Origin of the sequence: Ligilactobacillus cholophilus (genome assembly GCF_030389495.1) — a bacterium.
In the GTDB taxonomy this organism is placed as follows: domain Bacteria; phylum Bacillota; class Bacilli; order Lactobacillales; family Lactobacillaceae; genus Ligilactobacillus; species Ligilactobacillus cholophilus.
Genome location: NZ_CP127832.1, coordinates 596,404 through 619,030, shown reverse-complemented (window position 1 = coordinate 619,030; position 22,627 = coordinate 596,404). Strand labels below are relative to the sequence as shown.

At 29.7% G+C, this 22,627-nt stretch carries 23 protein-coding genes and 1 riboswitch; of the genes, 12 read left to right on the top strand and 11 right to left on the bottom strand.

Going from position 1 to position 22,627, the window contains the following annotated elements; all coding sequences use genetic code 11:
* Nucleotides 1-909: a GTPase Era gene (era, locus tag QPK35_RS03280; protein ID WP_290034042.1), complete on the top strand. Its 909-nt coding sequence runs from the start codon at nucleotides 1-3 to the stop codon at nucleotides 907-909.
* A gap of 27 nt (nucleotides 910-936) precedes the next feature.
* On the opposite strand, the gene QPK35_RS03275 is transcribed toward era, so the two are convergent.
* Together QPK35_RS03275 and QPK35_RS03270 are read right to left on the bottom strand one after the other, a co-directional pair.
* The gene (locus QPK35_RS03275; protein WP_290034041.1) at nucleotides 937-1,494 is read right to left on the bottom strand and encodes a YfbR-like 5'-deoxynucleotidase; all 558 of its coding nucleotides are present in this window, start codon (nucleotides 1,492-1,494) and stop codon (nucleotides 937-939) included.
* Between the two features lie 71 nt (nucleotides 1,495-1,565).
* Nucleotides 1,566-1,937 (bottom strand): hypothetical protein, encoded by a 372-nt coding sequence (locus QPK35_RS03270; protein WP_290034040.1) that lies wholly within the window; start codon nucleotides 1,935-1,937, stop codon nucleotides 1,566-1,568.
* Nucleotides 1,938-2,046: 109 nt separating this feature from the next.
* On the opposite strand from QPK35_RS03270, the gene QPK35_RS03265 reads away from it, so the two are divergent.
* The 3 genes from QPK35_RS03265 to QPK35_RS03255 all read left to right on the top strand — a co-directional run bounded on the left by QPK35_RS03265 (nucleotide 2,047) and on the right by QPK35_RS03255 (nucleotide 4,627).
* On the top strand, nucleotides 2,047-2,907 hold the full coding sequence (locus tag QPK35_RS03265; protein ID WP_290034039.1) for a metallophosphoesterase family protein: 861 nt from the start codon (nucleotides 2,047-2,049) through the stop codon (nucleotides 2,905-2,907).
* A 117-nt stretch (nucleotides 2,908-3,024) separates the two neighbouring features.
* Nucleotides 3,025-3,969: a DMT family transporter gene (locus tag QPK35_RS03260; RefSeq protein WP_290034038.1), complete on the top strand. Its 945-nt coding sequence runs from the start codon at nucleotides 3,025-3,027 to the stop codon at nucleotides 3,967-3,969.
* Nucleotides 3,970-4,069: 100 nt separating this feature from the next.
* Nucleotides 4,070-4,627 carry a hypothetical protein gene (locus QPK35_RS03255; protein ID WP_290034037.1) on the top strand — a complete coding sequence of 186 codons (558 nt, stop codon included), beginning with the start codon at nucleotides 4,070-4,072 and terminating at the stop codon, nucleotides 4,625-4,627.
* A 42-nt stretch (nucleotides 4,628-4,669) separates the two neighbouring features.
* Here the strand turns inward: QPK35_RS03255 and QPK35_RS03250 are convergent, their stop codons facing one another.
* Complete coding sequence (locus QPK35_RS03250) at nucleotides 4,670-6,376, bottom strand: NFACT RNA binding domain-containing protein (protein ID WP_290034036.1); 1,707 nt, start codon at nucleotides 6,374-6,376, stop codon at nucleotides 4,670-4,672.
* 153 nt (nucleotides 6,377-6,529) lie between these two features.
* On the opposite strand from QPK35_RS03250, the gene QPK35_RS03245 reads away from it, so the two are divergent.
* From QPK35_RS03245 to lepB, 5 genes are all read left to right on the top strand, one after another.
* Complete coding sequence (locus tag QPK35_RS03245) at nucleotides 6,530-6,964, top strand: MarR family winged helix-turn-helix transcriptional regulator (RefSeq protein ID WP_290034035.1); 435 nt, start codon at nucleotides 6,530-6,532, stop codon at nucleotides 6,962-6,964.
* Between the two features lie 19 nt (nucleotides 6,965-6,983).
* Nucleotides 6,984-7,850, top strand: a complete 867-nt coding sequence (locus QPK35_RS03240; RefSeq protein WP_290034034.1) for a DegV family protein — start codon at nucleotides 6,984-6,986, stop codon at nucleotides 7,848-7,850.
* Nucleotides 7,851-7,940: 90 nt separating this feature from the next.
* Nucleotides 7,941-8,774 (top strand): TIM barrel protein, encoded by an 834-nt coding sequence (locus QPK35_RS03235; RefSeq protein WP_290034033.1) that lies wholly within the window; start codon nucleotides 7,941-7,943, stop codon nucleotides 8,772-8,774.
* A 53-nt stretch (nucleotides 8,775-8,827) separates the two neighbouring features.
* Nucleotides 8,828-9,226, top strand: a complete 399-nt coding sequence (locus QPK35_RS03230) for a hypothetical protein (RefSeq protein ID WP_290034032.1) — start codon at nucleotides 8,828-8,830, stop codon at nucleotides 9,224-9,226.
* Between the two features lie 9 nt (nucleotides 9,227-9,235).
* On the top strand, nucleotides 9,236-9,829 hold the full coding sequence (gene lepB / locus QPK35_RS03225; RefSeq protein ID WP_435302720.1) for a signal peptidase I: 594 nt from the start codon (nucleotides 9,236-9,238) through the stop codon (nucleotides 9,827-9,829).
* Between the two features lie 77 nt (nucleotides 9,830-9,906).
* Here the strand turns inward: lepB and xerS are convergent, their stop codons facing one another.
* From xerS to metK, 5 genes are all read right to left on the bottom strand, one after another.
* The gene (gene xerS / locus QPK35_RS03220) at nucleotides 9,907-10,959 is read right to left on the bottom strand and encodes a tyrosine recombinase XerS (protein ID WP_290034030.1); all 1,053 of its coding nucleotides are present in this window, start codon (nucleotides 10,957-10,959) and stop codon (nucleotides 9,907-9,909) included.
* A 436-nt stretch (nucleotides 10,960-11,395) separates the two neighbouring features.
* Nucleotides 11,396-12,775, bottom strand: coding sequence for a DHA2 family efflux MFS transporter permease subunit (locus QPK35_RS03215; protein ID WP_290034029.1), 1,380 nt, complete (start codon nucleotides 12,773-12,775; stop codon nucleotides 11,396-11,398).
* A gap of 130 nt (nucleotides 12,776-12,905) precedes the next feature.
* Nucleotides 12,906-14,132, bottom strand: a complete 1,227-nt coding sequence (locus tag QPK35_RS03210; RefSeq protein ID WP_290034233.1) for a NupC/NupG family nucleoside CNT transporter — start codon at nucleotides 14,130-14,132, stop codon at nucleotides 12,906-12,908.
* A gap of 247 nt (nucleotides 14,133-14,379) precedes the next feature.
* On the bottom strand, nucleotides 14,380-15,675 hold the full coding sequence (locus QPK35_RS03205) for a uracil-xanthine permease family protein (protein ID WP_290034028.1): 1,296 nt from the start codon (nucleotides 15,673-15,675) through the stop codon (nucleotides 14,380-14,382).
* Nucleotides 15,676-15,862: 187 nt separating this feature from the next.
* Entirely contained in the window at nucleotides 15,863-17,053 is a 1,191-nt protein-coding gene (gene metK / locus QPK35_RS03200) for a methionine adenosyltransferase (protein ID WP_290034027.1), read from the bottom strand.
* Nucleotides 17,051-17,139: riboswitch (SMK box riboswitch) on the bottom strand. (Overlaps the previous gene by 3 nt.)
* A 132-nt stretch (nucleotides 17,140-17,271) precedes the next feature.
* Here metK and QPK35_RS03195 point away from each other — a divergent pair.
* Nucleotides 17,272-18,444: an SAM-dependent methyltransferase gene (locus QPK35_RS03195; RefSeq protein WP_290034026.1), complete on the top strand. Its 1,173-nt coding sequence runs from the start codon at nucleotides 17,272-17,274 to the stop codon at nucleotides 18,442-18,444.
* Nucleotides 18,445-18,479: 35 nt separating this feature from the next.
* On the opposite strand, the gene QPK35_RS03190 is transcribed toward QPK35_RS03195, so the two are convergent.
* Genes QPK35_RS03190 through QPK35_RS03180 form a run of 3 tightly spaced genes read right to left on the bottom strand, consistent with a single transcriptional unit; the run spans nucleotide 18,480 to nucleotide 21,638 of the window.
* Nucleotides 18,480-19,862, bottom strand: a complete 1,383-nt coding sequence (locus QPK35_RS03190) for a class II fumarate hydratase (protein ID WP_290034025.1) — start codon at nucleotides 19,860-19,862, stop codon at nucleotides 18,480-18,482.
* Between the two features lie 31 nt (nucleotides 19,863-19,893).
* Nucleotides 19,894-20,160 (bottom strand): hypothetical protein, encoded by a 267-nt coding sequence (locus tag QPK35_RS03185; RefSeq protein WP_290034024.1) that lies wholly within the window; start codon nucleotides 20,158-20,160, stop codon nucleotides 19,894-19,896.
* Between the two features lie 2 nt (nucleotides 20,161-20,162).
* The gene (locus tag QPK35_RS03180; protein ID WP_290034023.1) at nucleotides 20,163-21,638 is read right to left on the bottom strand and encodes a DUF5677 domain-containing protein; all 1,476 of its coding nucleotides are present in this window, start codon (nucleotides 21,636-21,638) and stop codon (nucleotides 20,163-20,165) included.
* A gap of 148 nt (nucleotides 21,639-21,786) precedes the next feature.
* Here QPK35_RS03180 and QPK35_RS03175 point away from each other — a divergent pair, with 148 nt between their 5' ends.
* Both QPK35_RS03175 and QPK35_RS03170 read left to right on the top strand, forming a co-directional pair.
* Nucleotides 21,787-22,113, top strand: coding sequence for a hypothetical protein (locus QPK35_RS03175; RefSeq protein ID WP_290034022.1), 327 nt, complete (start codon nucleotides 21,787-21,789; stop codon nucleotides 22,111-22,113).
* An 81-nt stretch (nucleotides 22,114-22,194) separates the two neighbouring features.
* The gene (locus tag QPK35_RS03170) at nucleotides 22,195-22,470 is read left to right on the top strand and encodes a hypothetical protein (protein WP_290034021.1); all 276 of its coding nucleotides are present in this window, start codon (nucleotides 22,195-22,197) and stop codon (nucleotides 22,468-22,470) included.
* The last annotated feature ends 157 nt before the right edge of the window (nucleotides 22,471-22,627 follow it).

The following is a 22,627-nucleotide window of genomic DNA, read 5'->3' as shown; positions in this document are numbered from 1 at the left end:
ATGGAAAATAAAGATTTTCATTCTGGTTTTGTAGCAATTATTGGGCGTCCAAATGTAGGAAAATCAACTTTTTTAAATAGAGTTGTTGGTGAAAAAGTTGCAATTATGAGCGATAAGGCTCAAACTACAAGAAATAAAATTCAAGGTATTTATACGCGAAAAGATGCTCAAATTGTATTTATAGATACTCCAGGTATTCATAAGCCCCATAGTCAATTAGGTGATTTTATGGTGCAATCTTCTCTTTCAACGTTGAATGAAGTTGATGCAATTTTATTTATGGTAAATGCAACTCAAAAACGAGGAAGAGGCGACGATTTCATCATTGAACGTCTTAAAAAAACAAAGAAACCTATTTATTTGGTGATCAATAAGATAGACAAGATACATCCAGATAAATTATTTGAAATCATTGAAGATTATAAAGACTTATTAGATTTCAAAGAAATTTATCCAATATCTGCATTACAGGGAAATAATGTTCCAGAACTAATCGATAATTTAATTAAAGATTTACCTGAAGGCCCACAATATTATCCTGAAGATCAAGTAACTGATCACCCTGAACGCTTTATTGCCGGCGAGTTAATTCGTGAAAAGGTTTTGCAACTTACTCGTGAGGAAATTCCCCATTCTGTTGCAGTTGTTGTAGATAGAATCAAACGTGAGAATGATGAAAAGATTTTAGTTCAGGCAACAATTATAGTTGAACGTAATAGCCAAAAGGGTATCATAATCGGTAAAGGCGGTAAAATGTTAAAAGAAATTGGGACACGTGCTCGAAAAGATATCGAACTTATGCTTGGTGATAAAGTTTATTTAGAATTATGGGTTAAGGTTCAACCAAATTGGAAAGATAAAAAAGCCGATTTAGCTGCATTTGGATATAAGCAAAGTGATTATGAATAAAAAAAAGAGGTTATTAACCTCTTTTTTTTATTTGTTTTCAGCAACTAATTCTTTTAAACGTGATAAATGCTTATCTAAATTATCATATGTTTGGTCTATTACTTTAATTAAAGTTGAATCTTGATTACCTAGAGAACGTTCAGTACGTAAAAATTGGATTAATGCAATAATATCTGCAAGTTTAATAATAACTCCAATCAAATCACCTTGTTCTTCATGTTCACGTAAGCGAGTAAATTCTTCTTTTATTTCAGGAAAATATTTATTAATCGCAAAATCTTCAGCTTTATCAAGCATTTGTTTGAGTCCTGGAACTTGATATTTTACATTACTTGGAACATCAGATGATGAGGATTCTGCTATATCATGAATTAATGCTTCAATAGTAATTTCGCCACATAATTCACTGTTTAAATTTAAATTTTTAGCAATTTTAAAAGCATAAAAAGCAACAAAGAAACTATGTTGGGCAATATTTTCAGCTTTAATTGTAGTAATTGTTGATTGTCGGTGTACGCTATTCATTGATGCTAATTTTTCATTAATGATAGTATTTATAAATTCATCCATATTCTTTTTTTCCATTTTAAAGCCATCCCTTCATGATTATTCTTTTAGTTTTTGATAATACACTTTGTAACATTACATTGCAAATATTAATGACGAACAGAACGATGATTTGTATGATTTTTGATTTTGTGTGTTTGCAATTTATATCGTTGATTATTAGTTTTAAAATTAATTTTAAAGTGCTTCATTTTCCCACAAAAGATATGGTTAGTTGTGCGAATATTTAACCATGATTCCATTGAATCAATCATGGTGTTTAATTGAGCTAGAAGGTGATCATTTTTTTCATTTAATACTGCTAAATAAATATTGTTCCTTAATTGATTTAATAGCTTTTGATGATAATTTATTAATTCAATTGTTAAAGGTGCATTTCGATATTTATTAAATAATTTTTCTATAATAAGCATTGCATCCTTTGCATTTTTAGGTTGTACGTATCTATTGTTATTATTCATAATTACTTATTACCTCTCTATAATCAGTTTACTCCAAAAGTTTAATTTTAGTTATATAGTATTCAAAATGTGTTAATATAAAGGCAGTCAGAAAGAAAAGAGGACTACTATGTTTCATAAAATCGCAATTTTTTCAGATGTGCATGGAAATTATACTGCACTTAAAGCAGTATATGAAGATATGAAGGATCAAGATGTGACTGAATCATGGTTTATGGGTGATCTGTTTGCACCAGGTTCAGGAGCACAAGATCTATGGGATTTAATGCAAAAAATAAATCCGTCAATTTATTTGCGAGGAAATTGGGATGATTTACTTATTAAGGGAATTGAAGGACGATTAATTCCTGAAAAACCAAGTAAGGTATATATGGCAAAGTTGGCTCAAGATTTAGGAAGTAAATTAGAGTCAAATGTAATTCAAATAATGAAAAGTTGGCCAATTCGTTTAGTTACAAAAGTAAATAATATGTCAATTGCTTTAACTCATAATTTGCCTGACATTAATTTTGGACAGCAGTTATATCCAACTTTACCAACAGAAAGTTTTAATAAGTTATTTATCGAAGATGATCTAGATATTGCAATATACGCACATGTTCATCATCCAATAATGCGTTACAGTAGTGAAGAACAATTAGTTTTGAATCCGGGGTCAGTAGGTCAGCCATTTTTTAAACATCAAAAATTACAACAAGATCTTCGTGCAGAATATTTAATATTATCAATTGATGATGGTGTAAGAGATATAGATTTTCGAAAAGTAGCATATAGTCATCCAGATGAACTATTACGTGCTGCAAATGCCAAAGTACCTTATATTGAATTGTATCAAAAACAACTCCAAACAGGTGAAGTTCATACACATGACTATCCATTATTGTCTCGTTTAAATGAAAAATATGGATATTTACGTGAAGTGAAAGAATACAATAAAGAGCATCAAATTATAGAAAAAAAAGATTATTAAAAATAGATCTCATGTTATCTTTTATTACATAAATAACATGAGACCTATTTTTTATAAATGTGTTTTATGCTATAATATTTTGCGTTATGAAATTTTTTTATGGAGGATTAAAAACTTATGGCAAAAAATTCTAGTAAAATTGCTAAGGGAATTATCATCGCAGCAATTGCTTCAATGATGTGGGGAATTTCAGGAACTGTTTTGCAATTTATTTCACAAAATCAAAATATTCCTGAATCATGGTTCCTCTCAGCTAGAACATTAGGTGCAGGAATATTTTTAATGATAATTAGTTCAATTATGTACCGTGGTAAAATTTTCCATGTGTTTAAATCATGGAAAAATGTTTGTTGGCTATTTGCTTACGCTGTATTAGGTTTAATGGCAAATTTATTTACCTTTTATAAATCTATCCAATTTGGTGGAAATGCATCTGCAGCAACAATTTTACAATATTTAAGCCCTCTATTTATTGTATTAGGTACAATAATTTTTAAACGACAAATGCCTTATAAAACAGATGTTTTTGCATTTATAATTGCTTTAGTTGGTGTCTTTTTAGCACTCACAAAGGGTGATTTTTCAGAATTATCAATTACCACAAGTTCTTTAATGTGGGGATTAGGATCAGGTTTAACTGCTGCTTTCTATGTTGTTTTACCACGAAACATTGTTAAAGATCCTGAAAATCCTCCGTTGGTTGTTTTAGGATGGGGAACATTAATTGCTGGATTCTTCTTCAATTTACACCAACCAGTATGGGTAGGTACACCAACTATAACACCTACATTAATTGCTTCAATGTTAACAGTAATTTTTTTAGGAACAATTATCCCATTTGGATTACTTCTCTATGCGACACATTATGCGCCTTCTGATGTAATTAGTATTATGGATGCAGTCCAACCAATTACTACATCTATTTTGAGCGTCATTTGCTTTAAAATGATGGTATCAGGAATAGAAGTAATTGGTATAATCTTGGTAATAATTAGTGTTTATATATTACAAAAGGGACGGAAAAATATCGAATCTGCTGAAAATACGCATATAGATATTTAATTATTAAAATTTATAAAACATAATGCTATTGCTAATGTTTATCGCTTTTCTGTGATACAATTTAAAGTGAAATAACATTAGTAAGGGGTGAGCGATCAATATGAAATTATATGATATATTAACGTCATCATTTTCACATATCGCTCTTTCGGGACATGGAGCAAAAACATATTTGATTCCCGAAATTCCGCGAAAGACTTTAGTTAGAGCATGGCGTGCTTTTTGTCCGCGTGAAAAACAAGAAAATGTTTTAGCACTAATTGATACATCATTTTTTAAAAACGGTAAAGAGGGATTTCTTTTTACAAAAGATGCTCTATATATCAAGGAGCCAATGCGAAGAGTTCATAAGTTTAGATATGACGAAATTTGTGCAATCATTTATTTTCAAGCATTGTCAACATATACTGGGAAAAGCAGTGTGTCTATGGAAATAGATACACGTAAAGTTGATTTTAAGGTTAATGAGCAATTAATTAAAAATATCAATTCCAATGCTTTAAATGAAATGTTACAAGAGATCGTTGCAATATATCGCCCAGATGAACGTAAAGAAATTCAAAAAGAATTAAAAGATAGTGAAAATCAAATTGCACATCCAGAACATTTTAAACCACATAAATTTAAAAATGGTGATCCACAAATTTATAATAAATAATAAAGTCGGATATTGCATTTTTATGCAATATCCGACTTTTTATTATTTATTTAATTTGTCTACTATTTCTTTTTTAGGAGTAACATATAATGTTTTTTGTCCTTCATAAATCACATAACCAGGCTTAGTTCCATTTGGTTTCCTTATCTTTCGGACTTGAACATAATCGACCGGAACATTTGATGAATTTCTTGCTTTTGAATAGAAAGCTGCTAAATTAGCTGCTTCTAATAATGTTTCTTCGCTAGGATTATCAGTATGAATTATTACATGAGATCCAGGTACATTTTTTGCGTGCAACCAATAATCATTTCTATTTGCAGTGTGTAAGGTTAACTTTTCATTTTGTAAGTTATTTTTTCCAACAGAAATCTTTGTTCCATCAGTTGCCCAAAATGTTTCTGGTGAATTAATTTTAGGTCTTCGTTTATTCTTTTTAATGTGATTATTTTTGTTGATATAGCCTCCATTCATTAATTCAAGTTGTATATCTGCTAAATCTTCTACCTGAGCTAATTCAATTTGAGACTGAATTTCTTCAAAGTATGATATTTCATTTTTAGTGATTAGAATTTGTTTATTCAAATATGAAATTGAATTTTTAAGTTTTTGATATTTTTTAAAATACTTTTGAGCATTTTGTGAAGGACCTAATTGATTAGAAAGTGATATTTTAATTGGAATATCATTATTATAATAATTAGGTAAAGTAATCTCTTTCATTCCACGTTTAACTTGATATAAATATGTTATCAATAATTCACCCTTTATTTTATATTCATCAGCATATTTAGTATTATCTAATTCTTGAGTTAATTTTTTTAATTTGTTGCGATTCTTTTTTAATTCACGATTAACGATATGAATTAATTTAGCACCTTGTTGATGTACACGATCGATAGTTGCTTTTTCATAATAATAATGATCTAATAACATACTTAAAGTAGGATATATACTACTTACATCTTTAATATCGTTACCTAAATTAGAAAATGAAAAATCATTTTTTCCTTCAGTTTTAAAACTTGGAATAGGATTATCTGCATTTTCTAATAATTTATTAAAATGTTCAATTGGAGAAAAAGTATCATCTATATGTAAAGTATCAGCCAGTTGCAAGGCAGTTGTTTTACTAAATCCTTGAAATTTAGATTGAATAGCCTTACTTAAAACTTCTCGGTTAGGGTAATTTTTCACTAACTCATTAATAATTTCTATTTCTCCATTAAATGGGTTAATTTTATCTTGTTTAGGTGGTTTGCGGTATGTTGCACCAGGTAAAAGTGTACGATATCGATTTTGATCTAAACCAACATGCTTTATTGTATCAATAATTTTTTTACTTTGTTGATTGATTAAAATAACGTTACTGTATCGATTCATAATTTCTATTGAAAGCAATAACGGTAGTTTATCACCAATTTCATTACGTGTTTCAAAACTTAAATATACAACACGATCATTTTCAAGTTGTTTAATATCAACTAATTTTGCATTATCTAAATATTTGCGTAATGTCATTGTAAAATTTGTTGGAGTAGGAGGATTTTTATATGGTTGCTCTGTTATTTGAATTCGTGCATAATTTGGATGTGCAGAAAGTAATAACGGATAATTCTTACGGTTCATACGAATAGTTAAAATAACTTCATTTTGATATGGTTGTGAAATCTTAGTAATGCGACCACCCAATAAAGTATTTTTAAGTTCTTGAATCATTGCATGTGTGAACATTCCATCAAATGCCATTTTATTCTTCCTTTCCTCAGTCAATTATTCATACATATATTTTAATATCTGATTAAAAAAATGCAAAGAAATTAATAGAAAACATAATAGAATAATTGTTGATGTTTTGATATAATTGTAATATGCAAATAATAAAAGGGAGGGAGATTTTATTTGAAAGAACCTTTAGATAATTTACTTGATTTACAACGTGAATATCAACGCTTTATCAAAAAACTTGCCAAAAAAAATAAATTAACGTTTGCTGAGTGGCAGCTTTTGCAACAAATTTCAAATGGCAATAATTCACAAGAAAGTTTAGCCCAAAAAATGCAACTTGATATTTCTACGTTGAGTCGGCAATTAAGTCGATTAACACAAAAAAAATTTGTTTCAGTTACAAAGAATCAGCAAGTTAAAGTCAAAGCACGTAAAAGCTATTGTTATAAATTAAGTCAGTTAGGTAAAACGGTCCTTTCTCAAATGAATGCAGATTTTGATGAATTTGGACAAAAAGTTTTTGCTCAATGGAGTTTAGAAGAAAAAAATTTCTTAAAAATTCTAATTAATCGACTGATGCAGAGTATGAAGAGAGTCAAATTAAATTAATTAAAGTAGGTGTGATTTTATGAAAACTGCTGTTGTTACCGACAGTACAGCAAAATTGGATCAAAAGATCATTGAAAAATATGGAATTAAGGTAGTATCAATTCCTTTTATTATAGATGGACATGAGTATCATGATGGTGTTGATATTACTCCGTCAGAATTTTATCAAAAATTAAAAGAAGCAAAAGAATTTCCAACAACTTCTCAACCTCCTGTAGGTGAAATGTTAAATTTGTATAATCAACTTGCAGATGAAGGCTATGATGCAGTAATTAGTATTCATCTTGCTGGTACAATTTCTGGGTTAATGCAAACTTTAGATAATTTAAAAAACGAATTGGATAATATTAAGTTATATCCAGTAGATTCCTTTATTACAGAAGTCCCAATGAGTTGGATGGTAATTAAAGCAGCAAGAATGGCACAAGAAGGCAAAGATCCAGAAGAAATTATTGCTGCAATTGAAGAATTAAAACACCAATTTGATGCAGTTTTTGTAGTAGATGATTTAAAGAATCTTGCCCATGGTGGTCGGTTATCAAATGCTTCTGCTTTTATTGGAACTGTTTTGAAAATAAAGCCATTATTACATTTTGATAAAAAAACAGATAAAATCACTGCATTTGAAAAAGTACGTTCAATTAAAAAAGCAATGAAACGTGCTGAAGAAATAATTATGGATGAAGCATTAAATGCTGATTATCCAGTAAGATTATTAGTAATTCATGCAAATTCACCAAAACGTGGTGAAGAATGGGCAAATTCTATTAAGGAAAAATATCCTGAATTACCAATCTCTGTATCTGAATTTGATCCAGTTATTGCAGTTCATTTAGGCGAAGGTGCATTAGCACTAGGATTTATTAGAGATATTGATAAGGATTAAAAAATTAGTTAATGCAAAATAATCACTTTCTTATAACTTTTATGAGAAAATAATACTAGTATAGAAGTTGGCGAAAGTGGGTGAAATGATATGCAAGTTATGTTAGGTCTAAAGGGAAGTGCTGATAAAAGCCAATATATGGATCGTTTACAGTATCATCCGGATGTATTTGAATTTTTTACACAAGAGAGTGATTTTACAAAAGATGGTTTAAAAAATTTACGTAATGCGATTGGGTTTATTCAAGATAATGCTATTAAAAAAATTATTTTACATCATCCAATGCGCTTTCATCACGATATATTTACTGAATTAATTGCTCCAGAAAAAAATTGTCCAGAATTATATTCATTTATAGAGCAAAGTACAATTGATTTATTACAAATTGCATTTGACTTGAATGTTCAGGTATTAGTTCATGGTGCATATTTACGTCAAACACCAAAATATATTGCGATGTATCCATCTTTTGAAGATGCTAGAGAAGCAGCATTTACAAGAATGGATCATTTTAGTGAACTAGGTAAAAATCATATTATGTTTGAAAATACAATTTCTCCTATTTTTAGTTTTGGTAATCCTAAAGATGAAAATGAGATTTTGTCACATAATTATCGTTTAGCTTTTGATACATCTCATTGTTTTATTGCTGAACATGGTAGCAATGAGATGTTGATAGCATCAATGAAACATTTAATGGATGCAACTGTTCATTATCATTTAGTTGATTCAATGGGAATTAAGCACGATAGTCTAATTCTTGGGGAAGGTAAAATAGATTGGAAACGTGTACTTCCGTTGTTAGATCAAAATTCGAAAGCAACTTGTATTTATGAAATTAATTTAGCAGATCCAACAAACGCAAATGAACAAATAAAAAGTCATAATTATTTGGTTAATCTTGCAAATGAAATTAGTAATTAAAATCTGATATTTTGTCAAGCTAGAAATTTTATTAGCATAAAAGAGGTAAAATTGTGGCGAAAGTTTTAAATTATTTAATCGGCATTATTGGAATATTATACATATGCGGTCAAATGACTTATTACGGGTTAGTTCAGGTTTTAAAAGTAAAAGGGTATGCAAAAGCAGAAATGGTTGCAGATAGTCATAAATTCATTTTTGATTGGGTCATTTTGATGGCTCTATTATTAGTGATATTAGGATGTATTGCGCTTATTGCTAATTTAGTTGAATTTCGCATACCAAGATTTAAATTACGGGTGTTTTTTAGTACTGTAAGTATATTTATGCCTTTTATGCATATTAAAAATCATATCACTATTATTATTGAGATGGTTTTTTTAATATTGTTTGGAACATATATATATTACATAAATAAATCAGAAAAATCAGAACTTAAAAATAAGATTTGATAGGGGTTAATTAACGTGTCATCATTTTTTAAAAATATTATTGTGCCAATAGCAACAGGATTGGCAATTGCAGCTTTTCTTCTCGCCTTTGTATTTCAATTTGTAAAAGTAGATGGGACTTCAATGTATCCTAACTTACAAAATAATGAACGCGTACTAGTTTGGAAATTAGGTAAGGTAAGAGAAGATTCTGTTATAGTTTTTAATGCATACGGTGTTGATGATAATAATCCAAACGTTCAAAAAAACACTAAATATGTAAAACGTGTAATTGGAATGCCTGGAGATACTATTGAATATAAAAATAATGGGGATTTATATGTTAATGGTAAATATCAACCCCAAAATTATATTTCAAAAGAACAAAGAACAAGTGGGACATTAACACTTCTATTGCCTCCTGCAAAAGGAATTACATTAGGAACTGGAAAATCTTTTAAAGTTCCTAAAGATTCATATTTTGTATTAGGTGATAATAGAAGTAATTCAAACGATAGCCGTTATTATGGCTTTGTGCCAAAAGATAAAGTGATTGGAGTTGCCAAAGCTCCTTTCTGGAGTAAAAATTACAAATTGATAAATAGTTATGAACCCGCAAACTAGTTATTTCAAGCCAGCCGATAGCTTTTAAAATGTAAAAAGTCGTAATCATATATTGATTACGACTTTTTGTTATGCGATTATTTAAGCTTACGGAGAGCATCTTTTTGCGCTTCCTGATTTACGTGTGTATATAAATCAGTAGCAGATGTTCCTTTTTGACCTAGCTGTTGCGAAACTAATACTTGATCTTTTGTGATTTCATATAATTCTGAAGCCAACGTATGTCTTAATTTGTGAGGAGTAAGAGGGTGGCCAAATGCTTTTGAATATTTTTTAATTAATTTTTCAATTGAATTATATGTAATTCTTCGGATTGATCCATGATATTCAGTTACAAAAAATGCTTTTTGTTCTTTGGGTGGATTATATCTTTCTTTTCGTATTTCACTGTATTTAATAATATATGGCATTGTCCAAGGCGCAATTGGTACAGAATCTCGCTCTCCACCTTTACGAGTAACATCTAAAATGGCATCATCTAGATGAACATCTGATACATTTATATTAGCAGTTTCAGAAACACGTATTCCTGTGCCTAAAATGATTGCTGCTATGCATATATCTCGTTCTTTATTTCGTTTAAAAGCAGATAGTGCACGTGGATCGCAATTTTTTTCATATTCATGTTCTATAAATCCAATAAAGTCATATTTACGATCACCAGTATACATATGAGCCTCTAAATTATGAGCACGATAGTTTAATGTTTCAGTTGTGTTTAAAGAGTCAATCTTCAGCATTACATTGTTGGTAAAATAAGGTTTCCCGTCAATTGTATCTGCTGTAACAGTTAAAAATTTAAATAACGATCTTAAAGCATTGATTGATCGGTTAATAGATGTTGGCGAATTTACACGATTTTGCTTATTTTTTGTATGTTTTAAATAATCTATATATAGAATTATGTCTCTTCTACGTAATTCAGCAAGTACTTCAATTGGAATTTCAGAATTCTTTTCAACTTTAGCAATTCCAGAATCTCTTAGCCAACTAAAAAATCTTCGAAATTCAGTTAGATATTGATAAATCGTTGTAATTGAATGATTGGTTTGCAAGTAAAAATCTTGAATGTATGATGGCAGATTTTTTAATTCATTTTGAATTAGTGGTAAATAACGATCACTGTCCATAAAAATTCCTTTCTAGATATATAAATATATAAGAGGAGTGTTAAAATTATAAAATTTAACCTGTTATTAAAATTATAGTTTTAATGACCGACGTATAACGATAAAAAATATCATTACTATTTATTATATAATTTATTACATAATCATTTTTCTAATTTATTCATTATACATGCTTTATTATATTTTATCATGCAATAAAATTTTAATTAATAAAAAAGCAACTTTACATATTAATAAAGTTGCATAAATTATATAATAAAATTAATTAATCATCAGTTTTTACAGAAATTTTATCACCAGTTGTTGCATTTAATTTAACAACAATTTTTTTATCGTCTTTATCTTTTTTAGATGAAGATTTCTTATTTGAATTAGTTCTTTTTATTTAAAAAATAGGATTAAATAAAAAGTCATAACAAACGTTATGACTAAAAAATTATGCTTTATTATTTTTATTTCTAAAAATAATGATGTTTAGAATAATTGCAATAATCTGTAAAATAAATAAAAGCCCAAAAGCGGATCTAGCTCCATTTAATGTTCCCATTTGCATACTTACGTTTTTTGCGTTTTGTGCATTAGCAACAATTGTAGCAACGATAGATGTTCCTAATGCACCTGCTAATTGTTGTACTGTATTTAATACAGCATTACCATCAGTATTTAAATCATTAGGTAATTGTTGCAAACCATTAGTCAATGTATTTCCAGAACTGAAAGCTTGACCGATAACAGCAATTGCAAAGAAAATGATAATTAGTCCAGTATTAATATTTGGTAAAAATACTGTAAGTAAAAGCATTGCAATTGCGTATGCTCCAAATCCAAATAAAATAGGTTTTTTAGCACCATAATAATCTAATGCTTTACCACCAAGTAAAGACATAACGATTCCAAGTGTTGTTCCCGGTAACAATAAGAAACCAGCTACAAATGCATTTTTATGCAAAACTAATTGAGCAAAGTTAGGAATTAAAAGACTAACTCCTAAAATACTAAATTGAGAAATCATTAAAGCAATTGTACTTAAATCAAAACGTAAATTTGAAAAAACATTTACACGAATTAATGGCTGTAAATCTTTTTTTGAATGAAAATAAAAGAATACAATGCTAATTATACTAATACAAATTAATGCTAAAACGTGTATACTTAGCCAGCCGTAATCAGATGCATCATTAGTAGCAAAAATAATACAACTAAATGTGATAGCTAATGCTATCCAATTAATCCAATTAAATTTCAAATGTTCAATTTTAGAAATTTGTTCAATTGATTTAATCCCGATAAGAAATGAAATAACTAATAATGGTAATAGTACAAGAAAGATATCTCGCCAACCAAATGTTTTTACAATGTATCCTCCCATTGTTGGTCCAATTGCAGGTGCAAATGCAATAATTAAATTAGCAAATCCCATAACTGTTCCAATTTTCGATGGATGTACCCGTTCTACAATGATATTAAACATCAATGGTAAGGCAATTCCAGTTCCTACACCTTGAATTAAACGACCAATTAAAATCATCCAAAAATTACATGCTAACATTGCTAATAGAGTTCCTGAAATAAAAAATACATTTGAAATAATAAATAGATTTTTAGTAGGAAAGCTTCGTTTTAAAAATGACGATGTTGGTATGATAAGAGAAAGTACAAGTAAGTATCCTGTTGTAAGCCATTGAACTAAGGCAACAGATACATGAAATTCACTCATCAAAGTTGGAAATGCAACGTTCATTGCTGTTTCAACCACAATTCCAGCAAATGATAAAATTCCAGTTGCAATAATTGATCCCATAGTTTTTTTATTCAATGAAAATTCTCCTCTCTTTAAATTCTCACACGAACTAATATTATATCAAAAATAAGGATCAAAATTAAGTTATAAAATAAAAAAGACTGAACATAATTTGTTCAGTCTTTTTATATAAGTAATTATTGATTTACCAAACGAATAAACCAACCATTGCAGCTGAAAGCAATGAAACTAAGATACCAGATAATAACATGTATCCAACATTCTTAGAAATTACATCGTTCTTTTCTTTGCTTACGATACCCTTGAAACATCCAATGATCATACCAACTGTTGAAAGGTTAGCAAATGATGTTAAGAATACAGTTAATACAGCCTTAAAGTGAGGTGCAAATGAATGGATGATAGGTGAAACATTACCCATAACAACAAATTCATTTGTAATTAATTTTGTACCCATGTATTGACCTAACTTAAGTGCACTGCTTGGATCCATACCCATTAACCATGCAAATGGATACATGATGTAACCTAGAATCTTTTCCATTGACCATAAGTGAACTGATGCTAAGAGTTTATCAATTAAAGCAGCTAGAGCAACGAATGTAATAACGTTAGCAGCAATAATTAAGATCAAACGACCAGCACCTAAAATTGAATCACCTAAGAATGAGAAGAAAGGTTCTTTCTTTCCATCTGATTCAATATCGCCAGATTCTTTGGCAGCAGTACCATTCATTGTAGCAATTGTATCTTCTTCTTTTGTTACATCAACAGGGTTAAGCATTGAACTTACAATCAAAGCATTGATAACGTTAATAGGAACAGCAGTTAAAATGTATTGTGCAGGCATCATTTGCATGTATGAGCCTAAAATTGATGCAGTAACACAACTCATTGACATCATAGCTAATGTAACGTTACGAGCTGCTTTCATTTGTTTCAATTGTAATGTTGAAACAGCTAATGCTTCAGTGTTACCTAAGAACATCATTTCAACAGCGAAGAATGATTCAAACTTAGGTTGACGTGTAATAAATGATAAGATTTTACCAGTCCATTTGATAACCCATGGAAGGAATCCAATATAAGTTAAAATATCAAATAATGGAACGATAAGTAAAATTGGAAGCAATGCACTTACGAAAAAGTCCATGCTCTTAACATTTACCATACTTGGAATACAGAATGCAATTCCTTTGTATGCAACTTCAACAAGGCCATTAAATCCATCTGCAAGGATTTTAATGATTTCCCGACCAACAGGAACCTTTGTTAAAAATACAGCCATTAATAAGTTGAATACAACCATAATAATAATGGCTTTCCAGTCGATGTGCTTGCGGTCTTTTGAGAATAACCAACCGATTAGTAAGAATACTAAAAGACCAATAATATTAATTGCGAGATACAGAATGTCTCCTCCTCTACTTTTTGCTGCAAATAATCTTTGCAACTTAATTATCTACATTTTACTCAATAAACAATCACTTTGCAACACAAAAATTAACATTGATTAAAAAAAAATATACATTGTTTGTTTATCCTGATTAATAAATTAAAATAACCTATAATTTTTAATAATTGGATACTACCAATTATTAAAAAACGATAATTCGTTTATATAATAGCAAATTTAATTTTTGTTGCATAAAATGTATTTATTTATTAACTTTTTCGTGAACTTCTTTTTCACTGTTGGCATCTTGAGGTAATACTAAATTTAAAATAATACCAATTACAGCAGCAACAGCAAGTCCAGAGAATTCATATTGACCTAATTTTAAGTATGCGTCTCCAATACCAATAACTAATATTGTAGAAGCAATCATTAAATTACGTTTTTTCTCTAAGTTTACTTTATTGTCAATGAGTACTTTTAATCCATTTGATGCAATTACACCAAATAATAAGAATGAAATTCCACCAATAACTGGATTAGGAATTGATTCAATTAATGCACTAAGTTTACCTACAAAACTAAATAAAATAGCAAAAAGTGCTGCACCACCTAATACATAAACACTATGTACTTTTGTAATAGCTAAAACACCAATATTTTCTCCATAACTCGTTACAGGTGGTCCACCAACTAAACCGGCAATAATTGATGCTGTTCCATCACCAGCTAATGTATGATTTAATCCAGGATCTTTAAAAAAGTTACGATCTGTTAATTCATTTAATACCATAATATGACCCATATGTTCTGTCATTGTTACAAAAGCAATTGGTGCCATACTCAATATTGCGCCCCAGTATAAGTGTGGTTTGTAATTAAGGAACGGAATTTGAAAATCTGGCAAACTAAACCATGGTGCTTTGATGATTGGAGCAAAATCTATTAATCCAAACATGCATGCAATTCCATATCCGAAAACAATACCTAACAAAATTGGAATAAGACCCATGAAGCCTTTAAGGTACATGTTAAAGAAAATTGTAACCATTAAAGTTAATAATGCTACAAGGAAAAAACGTAAATCATAATTTCCATTAGCATTAATAGTTGCATCTTTTGCTGCAGTACCTGCAAGTGATAATCCAATAACCATGATAATTGGTCCAACAACAATTGGTGGTAATACCTTATCGATCCAATCAGATCCTATTTTACTTACGATTAATGAAACAATTAAGTAAACGCACCCAACAGCAATAGTTCCTTGTGCAATTCCAGGATACCCTACTGTTTTCATTAATGCTAACATTGGAACAATAAATGAAAAACTTGATCCCATATATGCTGGAATTTTACCTTTTGTAATTAAGATGTACATTAAAGTACCTACACCTGAACTGAATAAAGCAATTCCAGGATTTAATCCTACTAAAATAGGAACTAAAACAGTTGACCCAAACATCGAAAACATATGTTGGATTGACAATCCAATCCATTGTCCAGGTTTAGGACATTCATCAACGTCAAGAACAACGTCGTGTTTCTTTTTCGACATATATTTACCTCCTTCTAAAAAAATAGCCTTTTAGGCGCTCGGAGACACCCAAAAGGCTATTACTTAGTTATACTAAAACTATTATAGTATTTCCGTACATGTCTTTTGTGGTCTCACGGGACCAAATTAAAGGACTTTTAAATTCTACGGACTATTCTACTATTGCAAAAATTCTTTGTCAATTGAATTAGTCATTTAATGATTTTTTTAATTCATCAACTTTGTCTGTTTTTTCCCATGGTAAATCTAAATCATCGCGTCCAAAAGCACCATATGCGGCAGTTTGCTTATAAATTGGCCGACGTAAATCAAGCATTTTAATTATGCCTGCTGGACGTAAATCAAATACTTTACGAATAGCTTCAGCAAGTTTGTTTTCACTTACTTTTCCTGTGCCAAATGTATTTACAGAAATTGAAACTGGTTCAGCAACACCAATAGCATAAGCAATTTGAACTTCAACTTCGTCAGCTAATTTAGCTGCAACAATATTTTTAGCAATATATCGTGCTGCATAACTTGCTGAACGATCTACTTTAGTAGCATCTTTTCCAGAAAATGCACCACCACCATGATGGGCTGCACCACCATATGTATCTACGATGATTTTACGACCTGTCAATCCAGAATCCCCATGTGGTCCTCCAATTACAAAACGACCAGTTGGGTTAACAAAGATTTTAGTTTTATCATCTAGTAATTCATTAGGAATTACCTTCTTTATTACCTTTTCAATCACATCTTTGCGAATTTGGTCTAGTGAAACTTCAGGTAAATGTTGAGTTGATAGTACTACAGTATCAACACGATCTACTTTATGATTTTCGTCGTATTCGACAGTTACTTGAGCTTTTGCATCTGGGCCTAAGTAGTCTAATGTCTTATCTTTACGTAATTGTGCCAATTTTCGCATTAATTTATGACTAAGCATAATAGGCATAGGCATTAACTCTGGAGTTTCATTAATTGCATATCCAAACATCATACCTTGATCTCCTGCTCCAATTTGATCAAGTGAATCTGAATTACCTTCGCGCATTTCAATTGATTCATCAACCCCTTGAGCAATATCTGGAGATTGTTCATCAATTGCAGTTAGAACAGCGCATGAATCTCCGTCAAATCCAAATTTACCGTTAACATAACCAATTTCGTTGATTGTGTTTCGAACGATTTTTTGGATATCAACATATGCTGATGTTGACATTTCACCTACAACAATTACTAGACCTGTTGTAACGGTTGTTTCACAGGCAACACGTGCTTGTGGATCTTGTTTTAAAACTGCATCTAAAATTGCGTCACTAATTTGATCAGCAATTTTATCTGGATGACCTTCAGAAACAGATTCTGAAGTAAATAAATATTTTTCTGACATATAAACGTCCCCCATTTTGTTGATTTAAATGGTTACAAGGCATCTTCACGAGGCGTGAATCCTATCGGGAATGAATTGTAACTATTTAGTTTACTTTGATATTTTAACTTGAATGATATTAAAATGCAAAGTAAATTTATTTGTATCTATATGTCAGGCGTGTTAGAATCTATCATCAATAAGGCAAAGATAGCTTTTATTTATGGGGAGGCATTTTCATGTTAGATAGCATGGTTTTTAAAAGCATTTTAAGTCATTCATTTGATTTTCCGGTAAAAGTTAATTATGCAGATGGAACCACAAAACAATATGGGGGAAATGGTATTCCAGAAGCAATAATTACCTTTCATGATAATATTCCAATAAAAAAATTAATTAAAAGCCCTTCTATTTGTTTAGGCGAAGCATATATGAATGGAATTATTGATATAAAGGGTTCAATTCAAAAAATTATTGCATCAGCGTATCGTTCTGAGGGTAGTTTTTTAAGAAATGCACATATTAAAAAGTACCATCCACATCAAAACCATTCTGAAAAGAAAAATCAAGCTGATATACATAGTCACTATGATATTGGAGATGATTTTTATAAATTATGGTTGGATAAAACAATGACATATTCATGTGCATATTTTGAAAACGCAAATGATTCACTATATCAAGCTCAAATGAATAAAATTCATCATATTTTGAAAAAATTAAATCCTAAACCTAATAAAACTTTATTAGATATTGGATGTGGCTGGGGAACTCTAATGTTGACTGCCGCACAGGAATATAATCTAAATGTTACAGGAATTACATTAAGCGAAAAACAATTTAATTACGTAAATAATCAAATTCAAAAATTGGGATTACAAGATAAAGCTAAAGTCATATTGGAGGATTATCGTGAATTAAAACATGCCCCATTTGACTATATTACAAGTGTTGGTATGTTTGAACATGTTGGACATAAAGAATTACCAAATTATTTTAAAATTATTGATAAATATCTAAAAAATAATGGTGTCGCTGTTATACATGGAATTACACGCCAACAAGGTGGCGCTTCAAATGCATGGTTAGATAAGTATATTTTCCCTGGCGGATATATTCCAGGTTTAGTTGAAAATGTGACTGATATCGTGAAATCACGATTACAACTTTCTGATTTAGAAAGTCTAAGACGCCATTATCAACATACATTAGAAATTTGGGATAAGAATTTTAATGAACATCGTACGGAAATCATTAAATTGATGGGTGAACGTTTTACTCGAATGTGGGATTTATATTTACAAGCATGTGCAGCTTCATTTGAAGCAGGTAATATCGATGTAATGCAATTTCAATTAACTAAAGGACCAAGTGGAATTAATCTTCCGATGACTCGAGAATATATGAATTAATAAAAAAAGAGATACTAATTAGTATCTCTTTTTTACTACTTCATATAATTTGTCATTTTTAATGGATCAATCCATTTATCGAATTGTTCTTCTGAAACTTTTCCAGATTTTAATGCAGCCTCTTTTAACGTTAGATTTTCTTTTTCAGCAAGTTGTGCAATTTCTGCACTTGCATGATATCCAATATGAGGCGTTAATGCAGTAACTGTCATTAATGAATGATCTACTAATTCTTTCATTCTTTTTTGATTAATTGTTAATCCTTTAATCATTTTATCTGAAAATCCACGAATTGTTCCAGATAGTAATTCAATAGATTCCAAAAATGTGGCAATTATAACTGGTTTATAGACATTCATTTCAAAGTTTCCTTGTGAACTAGCAATTGTAATTGTTGTGTCATTCCCCATTACTTTTACAGCAGCCATTGTTAAAGCTTCTGCTTGTGTAGGATTAACTTTTCCAGGCATAATAGATGATCCTGGTTCATTTGCTGGAATATTCAACTCATTATATCCTGCCCGTGGCCCGCTCGCTAAAAATCTAACATCATTAGCAATTTTTAACAGATCACTTGCTAAAGTTTTGATTGCACCATGAACAACATCTAACCCAGAGTGAGCAGCAAGACTGTAGAATTTATTGACATGCGAGGTAAAGTGTCCATTATAAATTTGATTTAAATGATTAGTGAACTTTTCAGCAAATCCAGTGGGAGCATTTAATCCAGTTCCAACTGCTGTGCCTCCAATTGCTAATTCATTAAGTGTACCAGAAAGTTCTTCTAAATATTGTAAATCATGTTCAAGCATACTGATCCACCCGCTTATTTCTTGACCAAATGTAAGTGGAGTTGCATCTTGTAAATGAGTTCGGCCAATTTTAACTATTTTCCAATACTTATCTTGTTTTTCAGTTAATAAATCAATTAAATGTTGTACTGACTCAAATAATTCTTTTAGTTCAACACTAGCAACAACATTCATTGCGGTAGGAAAAGTATCATTTGAACTTTGTGATCGATTGACATCATCATTTGGCAAAATAGTAATATTGGAATTCAATTTTGCTGTTTGATGAGCAACTACTTCATTAACATTCATATTTGTTTGCGTTCCTGATCCTGTTTGATATATGTGTAATGGAAAATGTTGTTGTAATTTTGAATCAGGTAATGCTAAAAGTAAATCAACAGCTTCTACAATTAGATTTGCTTTCTCTTTTTCTAAATTATCTTGTTCAGAGTTTGCTAATGCAGCAGCTTTTTTTATATTAAGCATTGCTTTAATAATAGCTAATGGCATCAATGGTCCTGTTGGGAAATTTTGACGACTTCTTTCTGTTTGTGGACCCCATAATGCATTCGCTGGAATTTTAACTTCCCCAATGGTATCTGATTCAATACGATAGTTTTCCATAAAATTACCTTCTTCTTTGTTTTATTACTTTTTACTTCACTAAATAGTATATCTTTTTACTATTCGGAAATTCTACATCTATTTGTTTTTGAACTAAATTCATTACTTTTGCTTTGTTTAAATTCTTTTTTCGAATATTTTCAAAGCCTCTTTCATGATAAGAATATGAATCTTGATTTTTGATTATATCAATTTTACGATCTTGTTTAAAATTTGTAATTGTTGAATGACAATTAGAATATGCTTTAAAACTTTTTTCTAACTGATTTTTTAATGATGTTCTACTAACAACTTTCATTATTATTCCTCTGATTTAAAAAGATTCCAAAGTTTTTCTGTTACATGGTGGCATGCATTTTTATCAGTTACACCTGCTAATAAGAATACTGTTTTATTTTCAATTGAGTATGGTAATTCAAGATTAATTCCATGAACGTGTACAGATAAAAAGCCATTTGCATATAAATAGCTGAATTCCCCATCTTCAGGTAATAATACATGTTCTAATTGATGCATTGAATGTACTGTTTGCGCGTTACTTTCTAAAACAAACCACCGACGTTTTTGTTTATCTTTTTTAATTGTACGTTCACGCATTAAATCATTTGCTAATTCATCATAAATATCTTTTTTATCTCTTCTTAAATGAGATAATTTTTGTTGTTCTTTTGAATTAGGAACACATAAACGATATATATCTGAAATTGTTTGAATTTGACTTGTTAATGCAAATAGTTTAATACGCTTATCTGAATTATTTGATAACATCCACTTCCAGCTCATCACTTGCTCGTTAATTGTTCGTAATAAAATGTGGAGTGCATAATTGTAATGTTTATTTTCTAACCATTGATATGCTTTAAAGTTCTGTTCTATTTGTACTTTAAATTTATCTTTTAATTTTTTATCATCTAATTTTTCTTCAAATTCTGTTAAACGTAATGGTTGTTTATTTAAGTGTAGTTGTTTCACTTTTCGAGTAAGTAAATTTAATTGTTTTTCCTGATTTACAGAAAGATCCATAAACTTACACATTGCTTTTAGATTACCAAGACATAAATTTAGTAATGCAATCTTAAATTCATTAGCTTCCTCAGGGAAAATATCAGATATTAGATATCCATGAGTAAAAAGTGAATCAATTCCATAAAATAAATTATAATAATAATTTTGTGGATCATTAAGTACATATTTAGATACATCTGATAAAGTTGAAATTTTCAGATTGCCTCCAAACACTTCAGGATCTAACCGATACCAAGTCTTTCGCCGTTCATCTTTGTCAAAATGAGAAACTTCACAATAATTCACCATATTTTCAATACGATTAAAGGCTTGCTTTTCATTTTCTATTTGTTGAGAAACCCAATTTTTTAAAGTGCCCTTTTTATTCTTTTTTAAAAATTGACTTTGCTTTTTAAACCATTTTTGTTCCATTTCGAAATTCTTGAAGCATGTTGGATCTTTCAAAATATAATTAAGCCATAAATATTGGCGAAGTCGACTTGAATGATAAAAGAGTAATGCTCTAGAACTTATTTCACGGCGATCATGTAAAATGAATTGCAAAAATACACTACGTTCATATACGGGTCGAGCAATAATTCTAGCAGCGATTGGCATTTTATTTTTAACTAATTCTAAAAAATTATCTGTTAATTCTAAGTTAAGTTTTGCCATTTGAGTTACAGTTTTACTTACAATACTGTCAGTTTTATTCCATTCTTTACTAATTTCTTCTGTTAATTGTTTTACTTGTTCAAATAAATTATTCATAAATTTCACCCTATTCCTCTCTCTATTTTAAATGAAACTTATTTAAATTGTTATCGAAAAGCTTTATGACTTCACAAATTAAATCAATAGTGAAATTGTTGGATACATGATAAAATTATAATATTAAATGTTTTAAGGAAGGATGCACATGGCAAATTATATAATTAGCTATGATAATAAAGGATGTCGAAAAGTATTTAAAACATATCGACACCAAGAAAAAGTTATTAAAAAGACAATAGAAAAACAAATTACACGTCAAATGGAAACTGATTTTTCAAAAGTTAAGTTAGCAACACGAATTGAAGTAAATGGGCTTAAGTGTTATGAATGCCGCGTAAACCCTCCACAATTACCTCCAGTTCGAGTTGCATTTACACGTGATGGTAACAAAATCACAATTTGTTACATTACTACTAATATTGTAAAGGCAGATTTTACACATGAATTAGAACATTTTTTAGGTGGTAAATAATTTCATATTTTATTAATAGACAATTTAAGTGTAACATTATATTTGAGTTATATATAAATAATTGAGGAGAAATACCGAGATATGAAATTAGTAGAATTAAAACAAGCCCAAAAAACTGCAATTTCTAATTTAAAAAAACGCAGATTTGATGAATTACAATTCTATACTTTTAAAAAAGATCGCTCAGTTATTGTAAAATTGACAGAAAATGCTGCCAAATTAATTGAGAGTGGATATCAAAATGAGACTGTTGATTTAGACGATAGTAATGCAAAGAGACTGTTAAAAACTGCTTTTGGTCGTGAATTTCCAAGAAGTCATAAAGTTTATTTTTCAAGTGTAAAAGCTAAAAAATAGGCTTAACAAAGTATTCTTGCATCTAGTTGTAATTAATTGAATTTTGTTTACTTGTATCATAATATTTTAATGTAAAGTTGACTTGCTGCAAACTTTACATCTATCATCTTTATACTATTAATAGCAATTATTAAGAAACTTTCATATATTTGATCAT